General features: G+C 69.2%; 12 protein-coding genes. 3 read left to right on the forward strand and 9 right to left on the reverse strand.

Annotated features, from left to right (window positions below; all coding sequences use genetic code 11):
- Nucleotides 1-112 precede the first annotated feature (112 nt).
- Nucleotides 113-1,051 carry a Bax inhibitor-1/YccA family protein gene (locus KIH78_RS04050; protein WP_219131376.1) on the reverse strand — a complete coding sequence of 313 codons (939 nt, stop codon included), beginning with the start codon at nt 1,049-1,051 and terminating at the stop codon, nt 113-115.
- Between the two features lie 81 nt (nt 1,052-1,132).
- Nucleotides 1,133-1,753 carry a hypothetical protein gene (locus KIH78_RS04055; protein ID WP_219131377.1) on the reverse strand — a complete coding sequence of 207 codons (621 nt, stop codon included), beginning with the start codon at nt 1,751-1,753 and terminating at the stop codon, nt 1,133-1,135.
- Nucleotides 1,754-2,051: 298 nt separating this feature from the next.
- On the opposite strand from KIH78_RS04055, the gene KIH78_RS04060 reads away from it, so the two are divergent.
- From KIH78_RS04060 to KIH78_RS04070, 3 genes are all read left to right on the forward strand, one after another.
- On the forward strand, nt 2,052-3,377 hold the full coding sequence (locus KIH78_RS04060; protein ID WP_420830115.1) for a sensor histidine kinase: 1,326 nt from the start codon (nt 2,052-2,054) through the stop codon (nt 3,375-3,377).
- 9 nt (nt 3,378-3,386) lie between these two features.
- Entirely contained in the window at nt 3,387-4,088 is a 702-nt protein-coding gene (locus tag KIH78_RS04065) for a response regulator transcription factor (protein WP_420830111.1), read from the forward strand.
- A gap of 185 nt (nt 4,089-4,273) precedes the next feature.
- Complete coding sequence (locus KIH78_RS04070) at nt 4,274-6,379, forward strand: GmrSD restriction endonuclease domain-containing protein (RefSeq protein ID WP_219131378.1); 2,106 nt, start codon at nt 4,274-4,276, stop codon at nt 6,377-6,379.
- Nucleotides 6,380-6,527: 148 nt separating this feature from the next.
- Here KIH78_RS04070 and acnA read toward each other — a convergent pair whose 3' ends face one another.
- The 7 genes from acnA to KIH78_RS04105 all read right to left on the reverse strand — a co-directional run bounded on the left by acnA (nt 6,528) and on the right by KIH78_RS04105 (nt 16,517).
- The gene (gene acnA / locus KIH78_RS04075; protein ID WP_219131379.1) at nt 6,528-9,230 is read right to left on the reverse strand and encodes an aconitate hydratase AcnA; all 2,703 of its coding nucleotides are present in this window, start codon (nt 9,228-9,230) and stop codon (nt 6,528-6,530) included.
- A gap of 155 nt (nt 9,231-9,385) precedes the next feature.
- Nucleotides 9,386-11,926, reverse strand: a complete 2,541-nt coding sequence (locus KIH78_RS04080; RefSeq protein WP_219131464.1) for an HAD-IC family P-type ATPase — start codon at nt 11,924-11,926, stop codon at nt 9,386-9,388.
- Between the two features lie 28 nt (nt 11,927-11,954).
- Nucleotides 11,955-12,611: a type 1 periplasmic-binding domain-containing protein gene (locus tag KIH78_RS04085; protein ID WP_338024110.1), complete on the reverse strand. Its 657-nt coding sequence runs from the start codon at nt 12,609-12,611 to the stop codon at nt 11,955-11,957.
- On the reverse strand, nt 12,608-13,879 hold the full coding sequence (locus KIH78_RS04090; RefSeq protein ID WP_219131380.1) for a class I SAM-dependent RNA methyltransferase: 1,272 nt from the start codon (nt 13,877-13,879) through the stop codon (nt 12,608-12,610). The genes KIH78_RS04085 and KIH78_RS04090 overlap by 4 nt, the downstream gene beginning before the upstream one ends.
- 7 nt (nt 13,880-13,886) lie before the next feature.
- Nucleotides 13,887-14,690: a DUF3159 domain-containing protein gene (locus KIH78_RS04095; protein WP_219131381.1), complete on the reverse strand. Its 804-nt coding sequence runs from the start codon at nt 14,688-14,690 to the stop codon at nt 13,887-13,889.
- Between the two features lie 3 nt (nt 14,691-14,693).
- Complete coding sequence (locus KIH78_RS04100) at nt 14,694-15,563, reverse strand: DUF3710 domain-containing protein (RefSeq protein WP_219131382.1); 870 nt, start codon at nt 15,561-15,563, stop codon at nt 14,694-14,696.
- A gap of 96 nt (nt 15,564-15,659) precedes the next feature.
- Entirely contained in the window at nt 15,660-16,517 is an 858-nt protein-coding gene (locus tag KIH78_RS04105) for an exodeoxyribonuclease III (RefSeq protein ID WP_219131383.1), read from the reverse strand.
- Nucleotides 16,518-16,547: the final 30 nt, after the last annotated feature.

Consider the following 16,547-nt stretch of genomic DNA (forward strand, 5'->3'; position numbering starts at 1 on the left):
GGGACGCTACGAATCCGGACATGAAAAAACCGTGTCCCGCGTGGGGCCGAAACGGGTCGGCCCCACGCGGGACACGGTCATGGCGCGGCCGGCACGGGCCGGCCGGGGCGCGTCAATCCCTGCTGCCGAACAGCTGCAGGATGTACAGGAACATGTTCACGAAATCGAGGTAGAGGTTCAGCGCGCACAGGATGGAGATCTTCCTGACCATCTCCGGCCCCTGGGCCTCGTACTGCTCGAACAGGGCGCGCGTGGACTGCGCGTCGTACATGGTCATGCCCGCGAACACGAGGATGCCGAACGCGCACACGATGCGCGTGGCGCCGCCGACGCCCGGGATGAACAGGAGCACCAGCTGGGAGACGATGAGCACGATGAGTCCCACCATGAGGATCGGGCCCAGCTTGAGCATGTCGAACTTCGTGGTGAGCGAGAACATCGTGAGCGCCAGGAAGAACGCGGCGGTGATGCCGAGCGCCACCACGATGTCCGCCGTGGTGTACACCCAGAAGATCGAGCTCAGCGTGAAGCCCATGAGCGCCGCGTACACGTAGAACATGGCGCGAGCCGCGCCGACGCTCATCTTCGTGATGCGCATGCCGAGCACGACGGCCATGGCCACCTGGACGACGCACAGGCCGATGAGTCCGATCATGCCGGTGGCGGCGAGGAAGTAGTAGTAGGCGCCGGTGGCCTGGGCGAACAGGGCCACCAGCATGGTGACGACCAGTCCGGCCGTCATCTCGCCGTACGCGCGGGTGACGGAGGCGCGGCGGGCCTGCTCGTACGAGTAGGCCACCTGGCCGTTGACGGTGGCCGCCGCGCCCGCGCCGCCGACGTAGGCGTACTGGGGCTGGGCGTAGGGCTGGCCCTGCGGGGCCTGCTGCGCGTACTGGTACTGCTGGTACTGCTGCTGGTTTCCGTAGGGGACGCCGTACTGCTGCTGGTTCGCGTACTGGTACTGCGGCTGGGCTCCATAGCCGGTGTTGATGCCGCTGCCGCCCTGCGGCTCGTAGTTCGGATTGGGCTGGGGCTGCTGACCGTATGTCATGTTCGCTCCTTCTCGTTGCTGTCACGCCCCATCCTACCCGGGCAACTGTGCGTTGGCTGGGAGACTACGCCCTGGGCGTCCTTAGAACCACGGCACGCTGCAGTAGGCGCTGCCCGCCGAGCCGCTGCCCTCCTGGCTCTCCTTCTCCTCGCCGTTGACGATCACCTTGCACGACATCTTCTGGTCGTTGCCGCCCATGATGTCGCCGGTGACGCTCACGCCGGTGATGTCCTTGGCGTCATCGCCGGTGAAGGTCTTCGACCAGCTGCCGTTGAACTGCTCGGTGCTGCTCGAGCTGCCCTTGAACCACATCACCGTGCCGTTGCCGGTGGCGGTGGCCTGCAGTTCGATGGTCTTCTCCGCCGGCTTCGTCTCCTGCGATCCGCCGTCGTCGGATGCGGAGCCGTCGGACTTGTCCTGCGTCCGCCCGCTCTTGCCGTCCGTCGACGCCGACTGCGAGGACGATGCACCGGAGCCGGTCGCGCCGTTCGAGGCGTTCGAGCCGCCGCCGACGGCGCCGGCGATGCCGAGGACCACCACCACGACGACGGCCCAGAACCACCAGCGACGGTACACGGGCTTCTTCGGCTTGGGCGCGGGCGCCGGCTGCACGGGATACGGCTGCGGCGCCGGCATGGGGGCCGGCGCGCCGGCGGGCGGTGCGGCCGGCGAGGGCTGCTGCGGGTTGTTCGCGTCTGTCATGGTTCCTTCTTTCTCGTACGGCGCCCCGGCAGGGGACGCCCTGATGACGTCTCCGACGCTACCGGTCCGAACCCTGCGGCGTCAGTGTACGAACGGGACGAATCGCATGCCCGAACGGGCGGCGGGGGCGGCCGCATCGCGCCCATAGGGGGCATGGCGAGTATGGAAGGAGCGGTCATACAGTGGAGGCATGACCTATGGAGCACCGATTCCCCCACCCGCGTCGCCCGTCGCGGCCCCACGCACGCCGACGGCCGACGACGTGCCGACACGTACCAGAGGATGGTGCACCGCGCTCATGATCGCCGCGGCCATGCTCTCCTGTCTGACGTACGTCTCGTTCGCGGCGCAGCCGTACATCGACGATCCGCACGGCGCACGGTACCTGTGGTTCGTCCTCGCCACGCTCATCGCCATCCCGTTCCCGTTCACGCTGCTGGCGCGGGGCGCATACCCCGAGGCGACGTTCTGGGCGTGCTGCGCCGTGGTGGCGGTGTTCCCCTACGGCTCCGCCCCGGCGCTCATCGCGTTGTCCTCGATGCTGGCCCGGAGGGACGGCCGGGCGCGTACGGCGCGCGCCGTGGCGGCGGGCGCCGTCGTGGCGGTGTGGGCGCAGCTGCGCGACGTCCTGCGTCCGGCGGACGAATCGTTCTGGCATATGGTGTTCGCGAAGCCGCACACCGGCGTGGACGGCGAACCGATCGTCATGCTCGTCGGGGATCCGACGATTGCGGCGACGGCCGTGGTGACGGGACTGGTCGCCGCGACGGTCGCGACGCTGATCGGCCTGCATATCCGCTCAAAGGTCCGGCTGCGCACGGCGCAGGCGCGCACCGACGCGGCCGTCACCCACGCACAGGAGCTGAGCCGCGACCTGGCCGCCCAGCGGCTGGCAGACGCGATCGCGGCCGAAGCGCATGACACGCTCGCACATACGCTCTCGCTGCTCGCCCTGAACGCGAGCGCGCTGCAGGCGCAGACCCTGCGCATGCAGCCGACGGACGGGACGCGCGCCGTCGCCCGGCAGGCGGAGGAGATCCGCAGGCAGGCCGCCGGGGCGTTGGACGAGGCGCATCAGATCATCGACATGCTCCGGCATCCGCAACAGGCGTGGGAGCAGCTCGCCCCCACGGCCGAGACGGCGCTGACGCGCGAATCGCTCGACGCGCTGCTCGGGGAGTCGCGGGCCGCGGGCATGCGCATCGACACGTGGATCGACATCCGGCAGCTGGGCGAACTGGACGACGCGGCGGCGAAGGTCGCCTATCGGGCGATCCAGGAGGGGCTGACGAACGCATGCCGTCACGCGCCGGGCTCCCCGGTGTCCCTCGAGGTCACGGCCTCGCCGGAACGGGGCGTCCACGTGCACGCCGCCAACCGTGCGCGGACCGTGGCGCCTCCGTCGGCCGCACCCGTCACAGGCACGACGGACGCGTCGGACACGGCGCCCGCGACGCCCCATCGTCGCGGCGCGGGACTCGCGGGGTTGGCGTCGCGGGCGCGGGCCGCGGGCGGATCGTGCCGTTTCGGCACGGACGACGCCGGCGTCTTCCACCTGGACGTGGCCCTGCCGTGGCGGACTCGCGCGGCGCATCCCGGCGGAACCGGCATGTCCATGGCATAGGATGGCAGGGTGAGTGAACGGGAAGAACGGCATGGGAACGAACCGGGGCGGATCGCCGTCGGCATCGTCGACGACGATCCGATGATCTGTCAGGCGATGGCCCTCATCCTCACCGACTATTCGCGGGGGCGGATCGCCGTCGCGTTCACGGCGACCGGTGGCGCCGAGGCGCTGCGCCGGGCCGCCGCCGAACGACCGGACGTGGTGCTCATGGACATCGCCATGCCCGACATGGACGGCATCGCCGCCACACGGGCACTGCGCGGGCTGCCCGATCCCCCTCACGTGCTCATCCTCACCTCGCTGAGCCCCTCGAACACGGTGGAGCGGGCCGTCGAGGCGGGCGCCGAAGGGTTCGTCTCGAAGACCGACGCCCCGGAGGACATCATCCGCAGGGTGCTGGGCGTATGCGCCGACGCGCCGCAGTTCAACACGGCGAGCCAGCGCCAGCTCATCGGGGACCTGCACGCGCGGCAGTCGACGGCGCGGCGGGACGAGGCGCGCGCCATGCTCGACGCGTTGCCCGAACGCGAGCGCGAGGCGGTGCTGCTCGCGGCGGAGGGGTTCACGAACGCGCAGATCGCCGCGCGCATGTTCATCTCGGAGCGCACCGCCAAGGCGCATCTCTCCTCCGCCTCGGACAAGCTCGCCATGGGACGCGTGCAGATGGCGCGGCTGGTGGAGCGGGCCGACCTGCCGTCGCGGGATTGACGGGTCGGCGCCGACGGCACCGACGTGGCGTCCGCATGCCGCACCGGCCGGGACGCGGCGACACGCGGACGCCACGCATGGGAGCGGAAACCGGTGGATATCGCCCGGCCGCCGACGACGCTGCTAGGCTGAACACCATGGAAGCCGCCGCGAGGCGGAGGACGAACGCAGGAAGGGGACCGTCAATGGCCATCAATGCGAAGGAGCTGTCGCTGGGCAAGGTGTTCACGCCGGACTACCGGTTCTTCATCCCGTCCTTCCAGCGTGCGTACATCTGGAAACCGGAGAACATCCTGCAGCTGGTGGACGACCTGCGCGGGGCGAGCCTGACGCCCGCCACCCCCTATTTCCTCGGCTCGCTGATCCTCGTGCACGACGAGGGCACGCGGTTCGAGGTGATTGACGGCCAGCAGCGCCTCGTGTCGCTGTCGATCGTCATCGCCGTGCTGCGCGACCTGGAGAAGGACCCGGAGTGGATGCGCCTGCTGGACGCCCTCATCGTGGAGCCCGGCGACAAGATGCGCGGCATCGCGAACGAGCCGAGGCTCACGCTGCGCGAACGGGACGAGGCGTTCTTCCGCGAATACGTGCAGGAAGGCAACCTCGAGGCGCTGTTCGACCTGTCGGACGACGACTGGACGAGCACGGCGCAGCGCAACATCACCCGCAACACGCGCAAGGTGTACGACGAGCTGTCCGTCCTCTCGGACGAGGAGCGCCACGCCCTCGCCTCCTATCTGGTGAACGCGGTGACGCTGGTGATCGTCACCACCGACGACCTGGACGGCGCGCACCGCATCTTCGACGTGATGAACATGCGCGGTCTGCCGCTCACCTCGTCGGACGTGTTCAAGGCGCGGGCCACGAGCGGGCTGAAGCCGGCCGAACTCGACGCCTACGCGCAACGGTGGGACGACATCATGGACCCACTAGGCGACGACTCCGCGGGCACCGAGGAGTTCTTCGCGTTCCTGCACCTCATCCTCACGCACAAGCCCGTCACGGACCGTCTCATCGAGGAGTTCCTGGCCGACGTGCTCGCCGGCCCTCTGGAGAAGGGCACGGTGCCGGCGTTCATCGACGGCGTGCTCGCCCCGTACGCGGCGGCGTGGCAGGTCATCACGCACCCTTCGGACACGATTCTGCCCGAGGGGCCGCGTCTGCGGCTCGAGGCGCTGAACGACTACCGGAACCATGAGTGGAAGCCGGTGGCCATGTGGGTGCTGACGCATTCGTTCCGTCATCTCGGCTTGCCCGACGTCTCCCCGTTCGCACGGCGCGCGGGACGGTCCGCGCATGCGGAGGCCACGTTGCAGGCGTTGGGCGCCCACGACCTGCAGCGGCTGGACGACGTGCTCGCCGCGTTGGAGCGGGTGAGCGGCATCGACACGCTGAACCGCACCCCCACGGCGGACCGTCGCGGCCATGCGGCCGCCGCCATCCGGGACCTCGACAAGGGCTACCCGGTGCGGTTGGTGCGGGGGCTCGCCATCCGTCCGGACGACCGTGCCGGCGCGCTGGTGCGGCTGCACGGCGAGATGCAGGGCGACGACGAACTGGTGCGTCTGCTGCTCATCCGCGCGAACGAGCAGGCCGCCCAGGCCCTTCTCGCCAGGCCCCGGCGCCTGAGCGCGCTGCCCATCATGCCGGTGGACATCGAGCGCTCCGCGTCGTTCGGGAACTGGCCGCAGGAGGAGCACGACCATTGGGCGTACCGGCTGGGCAACATGGTGCTCGCGCAGGGCGCCGGCAACCAGCTGGACCGGATGACCGAATACGACCAGCGCAGGGACCGCATCCTCATGCGGGCCGATTCACGCCGGTTCCCGCTCACCGCCGAGCTCAAGGACTTCGGCGAGTGCACGCCCGCCATGCTCCGTCACCGTCAGGCGGAGACGATCCGCCTGCTCGCCGACTACTGGGATATCCGATACGACGAGAACCACACGGATCTGACCCGTCAGACCGTGGACGTCCTGGCGAAGGACTCCCCCAAGCCAGCGCACAGCTCGCGGCGCGTGACCATCCGTCAGGTGGTGGCCGCGGGACTGCTCATCCCCGGCGAGAAACTCGTATGGGAGCGCCCACGCAAGGGCGAACGCTGGTACGCCACCGTCACCGAGGACGGCAGGTTCCGTCTCGAGGACGGTTCGGAGCACGCCAGCCCGACGGCCGCCGCGAAGGCCGCCGCCGGAGGCCGGGCCAGCGGCGGCCTGGACGTGTGGAAGCGCGTCTCCGACGGCCGCGGGCTCGCGGACATCTGGAAAGAGTACCGTCGGCAGGCCGCCTGACGGCAGGTGGCGGCCGGTCGCCCTACGAACGATCGGTGGACGATCTCCCGCATACGACGTGTACATGACGAGGGGCCTTGCATGACGATGGTTCGTCATGCAAGGCCCCTCGCGACGGACGGCCTACGCCGCGCGGCGCGGGCTCCCGTCAGCGGCGCATGAGGTTCCTCAGCACGTACTGGAGGATGCCGCCGTTGCGGTAGTAGTCGGCCTCGCCGGGCGTGTCGATGCGCACGACCGCGTCGAATTCGGTGGTGGAGCCGTCCTTGTGCGTGGCGGTGACGTGGACGGTCTTCGGGGTGACGCCCTCGTTGAGCTTCTCGACGCCGGCGATGTCGTACGTCTCGGTGCCGTCGAGTCCCAGCGACGTGGTGGACTCGCCTTCGGGGAACTGGAGCGGCAGCACGCCCATGCCGATGAGGTTGGAGCGGTGGATGCGTTCGAAGCTCTCGGTGATGACGGCCTTCACGCCGAGCATCAACGTGCCCTTCGCGGCCCAGTCACGCGAGGAGCCGGTGCCGTACTCCTTGCCGGCCAGGACCACGAGCGGCGTGCCCGCGGCCTTGTAGTTGCGCGAGGCGTCGAAGATCGTGGACGGCTCTCCGGTGGTGAAGTCATAGGTGAAGCCGCCGGGCGTCACCTCGTTGCCGGTGGAGGCGAGCAGGAGGTTGCGCAGGCGGATGTTGCCGAACGTGCCGCGCACCATGACCTCATGGTTGCCGCGGCGCGAACCGTAGGAGTTGAAGTTCCTCGGCTCCACGCCGCGCTCGGTCAGGTATTTGCCGGCCGGGCTGGACGCCTTGAACGCGCCAGCCGGGGAGATGTGGTCGGTGGTGACGGAGTCGCCGAGCAGGGCGAGCACGCGCGCGCCGTGGATGTCGGCGACCGGATCGGGCTCGGCCTTCATGCCGTCGAAGAACGTCTGGCGGCGCACGTACGTGGACTTCGGATCCCATGCGAACAGTTCGCCCTCGGGCACGTCGAGGCCCTTCCAGCGGTGGTCGCCCTCGAACACGGAGGCGTAGTCCTTGAGGAACATCTCACGACTGACGGTGCCGTTGACCACGGCGGCGACCTCCGCGTTGGTGGGCCAGATGTCCTTGAGGTACACGTCATTGCCGTCCGTGTCCGTGCCGAGCGGCTGCGACTCGAAGTCGAAGTCCATCGTGCCGGCGAGTGCGTACGCGATGACGAGCGGCGGCGAGGCGAGGTAGTTCATCTTGACGTCCGGGCTGATGCGGCCCTCGAAGTTTCGGTTGCCGGACAGCACGGCGGTGACGGTCATGTCGTTGGCGTTGATGGCCTCGCTGATCTCGGGCAGCAGCGGGCCGGAGTTGCCGATGCAGGTGGCGCAGCCGAAGCCGACGAGCTGGTAGCCGAGCGCGTCGAGGTCGTCCTGGAGGCCGGCGGCCTTCAAGTAATCGGCGACGACCTGGGATCCGGGGGCGAGCGACGTCTTCACCCACGGCTTGGGTTTGAGGCCCTTCAGGTGCGCGTTGCGGGCGATGAGGCCGGCGGCGATCATCACGGACGGGTTGGACGTGTTCGTGCAGGAGGTGATGGAGGCGATGGCCACGTCGCCGTTGTCGAGATCGAAGTCGCCGCGGAAGTCGGTGGAGACGGGCACGGATTCGTGGACGGTCTTCTCGGTCTCGTAGGCGGGCAGCGTCTCCTCGAACGTCTTCTTCGCCTCGGACAGCTTGATACGGTCCTGCGGGCGCTTCGGACCGGCGATGGACGGCACGACGGAACCGAGGTCGAGCTCCATGTACTCGGAGTATTCGGGTTCGACGTAGTTCGGGTCCTTGGCGTCGCCCCACAGCTTGTTGGCCTTGGCGTACGCCTCGACGAGCGCGACCTGCTCCTCGGACCGGCCGGTCAGACGCAGGTAGTCGAGAGTGACGTCGTCGATGGGGAAGATGCCGCAGGTGGAGCCGAATTCGGGGCTCATGTTGCCGATGGTGGCGCGGTTGGCGAGCGGCACGGAGGCGATGCCCTCGCCGTAGAACTCGACGAACTTGCCGACGACGCCATGCTTGCGCAGCATGTCGGTGATGGTGAGGACCACGTCGGTGGCGGTCACGCCCTCGGGGATGGAGCCGGTGAGTTTGAAGCCGACGACGCGCGGCACGAGCATGGAGATCGGCTGACCGAGCATGGCGGCCTCGGCCTCGATGCCGCCGACGCCCCAGCCGAGCACGCCCAGGCCGTTCTCGGTGGTGGTGTGCGAGTCGGTGCCGACGCAGGAGTCGAGGTAGGCGAGCTCGCGGCCCCGCTCCCCCGCCTTCGTCATGACGACCTTGGCGAGGTATTCGATGTTGACCTGGTGGATGATGCCGGTCCCCGGCGGTACGACGCGGAAGTTGCGGAACGCCTGCTGGCCCCAGCGCAGGAACTGGTAGCGTTCGCCGTTGCGCCGGTATTCGATGTCCATGTTCTGCTCGACGGCGTCGGCCACGCCGTACTTGTCGATCTGCACGGAATGGTCGATGACCATGTCGGACTGGACCTGCGGGTTGATGACCTCCGGATCGCCGCCGAGGTCCTTGACGGCGTCACGCATGGTGGCGAGGTCCACGATGCACGGCACGCCGGTGAAGTCCTGCATGACGACACGGCTCGGCGTGAACTGGATCTCGTGGCTGGGTTGGGCGTTCGGATCCCAGCCGAGCAGCGCCTTGACGTGTTCGTCGGTGATGTTGGCGCCGTCGATGTTGCGCACCAGGTTCTCGACGAGCACCTTGAGCGAGTACGGCAGGTGGTCGACGCCGTCGAGGTCGGCGATGTTGTAGTAGTCGAAATCCTTGCCGGCGGCATTGAGGGTCGCCAATTGGTCGTCACGTAGGGACATGCTTCCTCCGAATCATTGGACCGGCTGATGATGTCGCCGATTATCCACTCGAAATGGTACGGGAACGTAACCATGCCTCTGGCGTGTCGGCTTGAAACGTGAGACAATACGCCGCCCGCGCACACGGGTGGGAGACCGGTGCGACGCGTCCGCGGTCATCGCCCTCCGCGGTCGTCGGGCGCGCGGCCGAGCAGTCCGGCGATCGCCGTACGCGACGCCCACGGCACCACGGCGAGGCAGATGACGAACACGACGACCGCTCCGGCGAGCGCGCTCAACGTCGGCGCGACGAGCGCGCCGGTGGGGACGACGAGCGCGAAGAACCGGGCCACGAACGGAATGAACATGCCGATGACGCCCGCCGCGGCGAACACGGCGACGAGCACACCCCGCCAGCTGTTGAGGGGACGGGCGACGCGGGCGAGCACGAACACGCCCATGACGAACAGGATGATCGCCTCGGTGGCGCGCAGCGAGGCGAGGTCCGCCGACGAACCGGCGACGTCCCATCCCATGACGGACGGCAGGAACCATGCGGCGAACAGCACGGACAGCGCGGTGGCGATGCCGCCGGGCAGCGCGAAACGCACCACACGGCCGAGGAAGCCGGGGATGTATCGGCGCGTGTTGGGCGCGAGCGCGAGGATGAAGGCGGGCATGCCGATGGTGAGCGCGCCGATGTAGGTGATGTGGCGCGGCAGGTACGGGTACGGGATGGCCGTCAGGACCACGCCGAGCGAGATGAGCGCCGAATACACGGTCTTGACGAGGAACAGGCCGGCGACGCGCTCCATATTGGCCATGACCTGCCGTCCGCGGGCCACGACATCGGGCAGGTGGGAGAACTTCGAATCGACGAGCACGACCTGTGCCACGGCCTTGGTGGCGGGCGCGGCGTTGCCCATCGCGATGCCGAGGTCCGCCTCCTTCAGGGCGAGCGCGTCGTTGACGCCGTCGCCGGTCATCGCGACCGTGTAGCCGCGCACATGCAGCGCGTCGACGATGAGTTTCTTCTGGTCGGGCAGGACGCGGCCGATGACGTCCACGTCCTCGAGGATGCGTCCGATCTCGGCCGGGTCGTCGGGAAGTTCGCGCGCGTCCATGCCGACGGGGTCGCGGTCGCCGGTGAGCCGGACCTTGCGGGCGATCGCCGTGACGGTGACGGGGTTGTCGCCGGAGATGACGCGGCATCGCACCCCCTGTTCGCGGAACCAGGCGAGCGTGGCGGCCGCGTCGGAGCGGATGCGTTCGGCGCACAGGACGAGGGCGACGGGCGTGGCGGAGGCGTCCAACGCGGGGTCGTCGGCGTCGGCGCCCACGCCGGGCGCGTACGCGACGAGCAGCACACGGCCGCCGTCGGCGGCATGCGCGTTGGCCTGCGCGAGCACGGCCGCATGGTCGCCGCCGATCGCGGCGAGCAGCACCTCGGGCGCGCCGAGGTACCACGTCCCGACCGCATCGCCGGCGGACGCGACGGCATCGGACGCGGCGGCGACGTCCCGACGGGACGGCGCCGGCTTCACGACGGCGCTCCACTTGCGCGCGGAGGAGAACGGCACGCGCGAGACGACCTCGCCCGGCGCGTATCCCCGCTCCCCCAGGCCGTCGAGCACGGCGCGGCCGGTGGCGTTCGGCTGCGCCTCGTCGGCAAGGTCGTAGAGCGCCTGCATCGTCTCTCGTTCCCGGACCGTCGCATCGCCGCCGTTCGCATCGTCGCCACCCAGCATGACCACGCGGTCGAACGCGATGCCGCCGTCGGTGATCGTGCCGGTCTTGTCGAGGTTGAGGCAGTCGACACGCGCCAGCGTCTCCACGGATTCAAGCTCCTGGACGAGCGTCTCATGCCGGGCGAGACGCATCGCGGCGACCGCGAAGTTGAGCGAGGTGAGCAGCACGAGCCCCTCGGGAATCATGCCGACGACGCCGGCGACGGCGGAGACGACCGCCTGCCGCCACTGGCCGGTGGCGAGCGCCACCGACCATCCGCCCACCGTGTGGATTTGGGAGATGATGAGCAGCACGCACAACGGCACGACGAGGAACGTCATGACCTTGAGGATGGTGTTGATGCCCTTGTTGAGGTCGGAGACGGTCTTCTTGTACACCTTGGCCTTCGCGGTGAGCGTGGCCGCGTACGAGTGCGCGCCGACGGCGGTGACGCGTGCGAGCGCCGCGCCGGAGACGACGGTGGATCCGGAGTAGACGTCGTCGCCCTCGCGTTTGCGCACGGTGCACGATTCGCCGGTGAGCATCGATTCGTCCGCCTCGAGCCCCCAGGAGCCGACGATCTCGGCGTCGGCGGGCACCTGTTCGCCGGCGCGCACCCACAGCAGGTCGTCCATGACGATGCCGTCGTGCGGTACGGTGACGTCGCGTCCGTCGCGTCGCACGAGATAGTCGGAGGCGACGAGGATGGAGAGCCGGTCAAGCGTGCGTTTCGCCTTGAGCTCGGTGACGATGCCGATGCCGGTGTTGATGATGATGACGAAGCCGAAGACCGCGTCCCTCCACGATCCGGTGGCGAGCACGAGGATCATCGCCGCGAGGATGATGCCGTTGAACAGGGTGAACACGTTGGCGCGCACGATGTCCTTCACCGACCGCGACGTGGAGTCCTTCACCTTGTTGACGGCTCCGGCCGCGACGCGCGCCGCCACCTCGTCGGCGGCGAGGCCGGTCTCCTTGGTCTTGGGCATCGCGTCCATATCATCCACCTCGGTTCGTCTATCTCACCGTGCTGACGGTGATCTCGCGGGCATGGGGTTCGTCGTTGAGGATGGTCATGGCGGCCTCGTCGATGGGCGTGGCGTCGGCGGCGCGGTCGTTGATGACGAGCGTGGCCGCGTAGAGCGTGGCGTCGGAGGGTGCGTGAACGGGCGAGAGCAGCGCGACGGGGATGCCGGCGTTCCGGGCATCCCGCAACGCGGAATCCCAGCCGTCCGCGTCGGCCGTCACGTCGATGTCGGAGACGATGACGAGGCTCACGACGCGCGAGATCATGTCGCGCACGCCCTGTTGCGCCCGATGGGCCGCGTCGGCGGCATCGGCGGCGTCCTTGACGGACACGTACACGGCGTCGATGTCGGCGGCGGCGAACGCGTCCAGCACGGTCTTGTCGGCGGCGGCCGTGGACGAACCGACGACGCCGACCACCGCGTCGTCACGCACCGTGCCGATATGCGCGGTCGACGGCGTATGCCCCTGCGTGTCGCCGACGGCGGTGCCGTGCGGCACGCACGCGGCGAGCGACAGCACCGCCGCCATGCACGCAATCGACGCGCCGACGCGGGCCATCATCCGGGCCGCGGCGCGGCGCGGGCCGCGCATCATGCGCGCCGGCCCGGGCCGACGCCCCTCCGTCCCGATGGGCCGCGACGTCACGCGACGTCCCCTCCGCGGCGGAACAACGCGACCGTCTCGACGTGATGGGTCATCGGATAGATGTCGTAGGCGCGGATGTCGGCGAGCTCGTAGCCGAGCGGGACGAGCGTGCCCGTGTCGCGGGCGAGACTCGTCGGATCGCAGGCGATGTAGACGATGGCGCGCGGCCCGGCGGCGGCGATCTGACGGCACACCTTGGCGTGCGCGCCGGCGCGCGGCGGGTCGAGGACCACCACGTCCGGATGCGCGAAGTTGGCGGGCACGTGCGCGAGCGTGCGCGCGACGTCGCCGCAGCGGGCGTCCACATCGCCCAGACCCAGGGCTCGCAGATTGCGCTGCTGGCTTCTCACGGCGGTGCGGCCGCCTTCGACGCTGAACACGCGCGCACGGTCGGCGGCGAGCGTGGCGAGCGGCAGTGTGAACAGGCCGGAGCCGGAGTAGAGGTCCCAGATGACGGCGGCGTCGGCGCCGTCGAGTTCGGCGCGCACGAGGTCGATGACGTGGTTCGCGAGGGCGACGGGCGCCTCGCGGTGCACCTGCCAGAAGCCGTTCGCGTCGACCTCGTACGTGAAGGTGATGCCGGACACGGTGACCTGTTCGGTGAGGGTCTGCGAGCCGTGCGTGAGCTCGCCGTCGACGAGGACGGCGTAATCGTCGGGCAGGGGCGCGCCGGCGCGCGGTTCGGGTACGGACAGGCGGATCTGTGCGCCGGGCGTGAAGCCGCCGTCCCACACGTGAGCGTCGTCGGCGACCTTGAGCAGGGTCTTTGTGGCGAGCGGCATCGTGTCGATGGGCATGCGCGTATGGCTGCCGCGCCGGCGCATCGAGGGCCTGCCGTCGTCGTCGGCAATCATCTCGATGCGGGTGCGCCAGTGGAGGCCGCCGAGCGCCTCGTCGCCTTCGGCGCGTTCGATGGGCACGGTGACGTCGACGTGGCCCAGTCGGCTCATCTGCTCGCTGACGGCGACGGCCTTCCATGTCAGCTGTCCGGGCAGGGAGACGTGGACGAGGTCCGCGCCGCCGACGCCGCCGCCCGTGGCGAGCGGTCCGGCGAGCGGCCATGCGGGGTCGACACGGTCCGGGCTCGCCTCGACGACTTCGACGACCTCGCCGGTCCAGAACCGTTCGTCGCGGTCGTGCGGCTCGTCGAGGACGATGCGCACGAGCTCGCCCGGCAGGGCGAAGCGGACGAAGACGACGCGCCCGTCGATGTGGGCCACGCAGCGGCCCTGGTCGGCGTACCGTTCGATGCGGACTTCAGCTTCCATACGTTCCTTACCTGTCTTGACCTGTCTGATATGCCGGACCGTCCGTCCCGGCGGTGGTCTCGGCGTCCCCGGTGGGCCCGGTGGGCCCGGCGGCCCCGGCAGCGTCCGCGTCCGCGGTCTCCGCGGCTTTGGCGGCCGCCTTGTGGCGGTGCAGCGGCGTGGCGATGACGAGATAGCTCACCCAGATGGCCAACGCCCAGAACGGGATGCCCATGATGAGGCGGGTCACGCCGAGCGCGGCCACATGATCGGTGAGGTAGAGCGGCACCTGCACGGCGAGACGCAGCGCGAACAGGCTGAACCACAATGCGGTGACGGCCGTGTAGGCGCGTCTGAGCGGAGCGTCGTCCATCCAGTCATGGAACCATGCGCCGAACCGTTCGGTGGGCAGCTGGCGGATGAATTCGATGACGAGTCCGAGCCCCGGCACGCGCGCGGCGAGCGAGACGGCCAGCAGCACCGCGTACACGCCGTTGGTGAGGAACCCGAACATGTAGTAGTTGCGTGCCTCATGGCTCTTCCACGCCCAGACGAGGCAGATGCCCACGGCGATGAGCCCGCTCAGCGCGCCCATGACGGACTGGCGTTGGACGAGACGGATGAGGACCTGCGCCACGGCCAGCGCGGCGGACACGCCGATGGTGAGGTCGAGGTCGTTCGTCACCACGAACAGCACGACGAACACCACGCCGGGCAGCATCGATTCGACGACGCCGCGCGGCCCGCCGATCGCGTCGATGACGGAGAAGTCCTCGTCGCCGCCGGCCTGGGCGAGCGCGCCCAGGCCGGTGCGTTTCCTCGTTTCGCCCATGCGTCAGCGGACTTCGGAGAACATCGGGCCGCGCGAGAGCGTGGTCTTCACCTGGGTCTCCTGGTCCTGGCTCAGCGGTCCCTTCGGACGGGTGGGCACGTCCTTGAGGTGCTCCTTGCCCTCGGTGGCATCCTCCTGCTCGGCCGCAGCCTTGGCGGCCTTGCGCTCGGCGGGGGCGACGGGCGGGTGCATGGGGATGAGGTCGCGCGGAGCGAGCGGCTCCTCGCCGCGCTCGACGACGATGTCGGAGAAGAACCGGTTGAGCGCCTTGGTCTCCTCGGCGTCCGGGTCGGTGGCGGCCACACCGGAGAAGATGCCGCGCAGCATCCAGCGGGGGCCATCCACGCCGACGATGCGCGTGATGAGGGTGCGCCCGTTCTTCACTTCGACGGGCAACGTGATCTCGGTGCCGAACACGCCGTCGGACGCGGAGGCCTTCGGGTTGGCTTCGAGGAAGTCCTCGCGCCAGTCCTCCCACAGGCCGAGGGTCTTCGGCGCGGCGTACGCCTCGATCTCGAGGCTGGAATGCTTGTAGGTGATGGTCGATCCGAGGATGGCGCGGGTGGCGCGGTTGGCCTTGATGCGCAGCTCGATGTGCTGCATGAACGGCAGATAGTAGGCGCCTAGGTCGAGGTAGTCGTCGTAGTCGGGGACGTCCTCGTCGTCCACGTCCCAGGGACCGCGTTCCTCGCCGCGTCCCTCATAGGAGTCGCTGGCCTCGGGGAGCGCCTCGGCGGCGGTCTTCTCGGCGGTCTCGCTGTCCGCCCTGGCGGCGGCGTTGGCGGCTTCGGCGGCCTTGGCGTCCTCGTCCTCGACGGGCTCGGCCTTCCTGTCCGTCTTGTCCTTCTTCTTGCCGAATCCGAACAGTCCCATGGTTCCTCATTTCGTGTCTTGCGGTTGCAACCTTGCCTAGCGTAGCACCCGTTCTTGCGTTTGGCTGGATGGAGCCGGTGGGCGGACCCGCCGGTCTCACACGTCGTAGGTGACGGTCAGCGGCGCGTGGTCGGACCATCTGAGGTCGTAGGACGGCGCCTTGTCGATGACGAAGCCGCGCGCCGTCTCGGCGAGCTCGGGCGTGGCGAGCTGGTAGTCGATCCTCCATCCCACGTTGTTGTCGAAGGCGCGGCCGCGTTGGCTCCACCATGTGTACGGTCCCTGGATGTCACCGGCGAGGTAGCGGGTCATGTCCACGAATTCGAGTTCGCCGAGCCACCGGTCCACGTAGACGCGTTCAACGGGCATGAATCCGGCGTGCTTCTCGTTGGCCTTCGCGTTTTTGATGTCGAGCGGCGTGTGCGCGATGTTGCAGTCGCCGCACACCACGGCCTGGCGTCCGCCGCGCGCCGCCTCGTCGCGCAGCTCCCCCATGCGTGCGCACATCGCGTCGAGGAAGCGGAACTTCTGCGCCATCTTCGTCTCGTCGTCGGCGTTGCCGGCGTGCACGTACACGCAGGCGACGGTAAGCGTGTAGCCCTGCGGCGTGACGACGTCCGATTCAATCCACCGCCCGGAGTCGACGTCCTCGTCCAGTCCGGGCAGGCCGTGTCGGGTCGCGACGACCTCGAGGTCGGTGAGAAGCCCGACGCCGGCACGGCCTTTGACGCGGCACACCTCGTTGTCGCGGTTCAGCGCGTTCGGGTCGGCCACCCGTCCTTCGGCCGCGTATTCGAAGGCGATGGAGGAGAAGATGCGGTCGACGTCCGGCTGTGGGGCGCGGACCTCCTGCATGCACCACACGTCGGGCGTGTGGCGCTTCGCCCAGTCCGTCATGCCTTTGCGCTCGGCGGCGCGGATCCCGTTCATGTTCGAGGTGGTGATGGTGATCATGTCTCCCGAGACTACCACCGGAACGCGTGG

The organism is Bifidobacterium saguinibicoloris (assembly GCF_019331725.1).
GTDB classification, from domain to species: domain Bacteria; phylum Actinomycetota; class Actinomycetes; order Actinomycetales; family Bifidobacteriaceae; genus Bifidobacterium; species Bifidobacterium saguinibicoloris.

Coding starts and splice junctions, on each gene's coding strand:
- KIH78_RS04050 (WP_219131376.1), bottom strand. CDS start 1,051: ATGACATACGGTCAGCAGCCCCAGCCCAATCCGAACTACGAGCCGCAG.
- KIH78_RS04055 (WP_219131377.1), bottom strand. CDS start 1,753: ATGACAGACGCGAACAACCCGCAGCAGCCCTCGCCGGCCGCACCGCCC.
- KIH78_RS04060 (WP_420830115.1), top strand. CDS start 2,052: ATGATCGCCGCGGCCATGCTCTCCTGTCTGACGTACGTCTCGTTCGCG.
- KIH78_RS04070 (WP_219131378.1), top strand. CDS start 4,274: ATGGCCATCAATGCGAAGGAGCTGTCGCTGGGCAAGGTGTTCACGCCG.
- acnA (WP_219131379.1), bottom strand. CDS start 9,230: ATGTCCCTACGTGACGACCAATTGGCGACCCTCAATGCCGCCGGCAAG.
- KIH78_RS04080 (WP_219131464.1), bottom strand. CDS start 11,926: ATGCCCAAGACCAAGGAGACCGGCCTCGCCGCCGACGAGGTGGCGGCG.
- KIH78_RS04090 (WP_219131380.1), bottom strand. CDS start 13,879: ATGGAAGCTGAAGTCCGCATCGAACGGTACGCCGACCAGGGCCGCTGC.
- KIH78_RS04095 (WP_219131381.1), bottom strand. CDS start 14,690: ATGGGCGAAACGAGGAAACGCACCGGCCTGGGCGCGCTCGCCCAGGCC.
- KIH78_RS04100 (WP_219131382.1), bottom strand. CDS start 15,563: ATGGGACTGTTCGGATTCGGCAAGAAGAAGGACAAGACGGACAGGAAG.
- KIH78_RS04105 (WP_219131383.1), bottom strand. CDS start 16,517: ATGATCACCATCACCACCTCGAACATGAACGGGATCCGCGCCGCCGAG.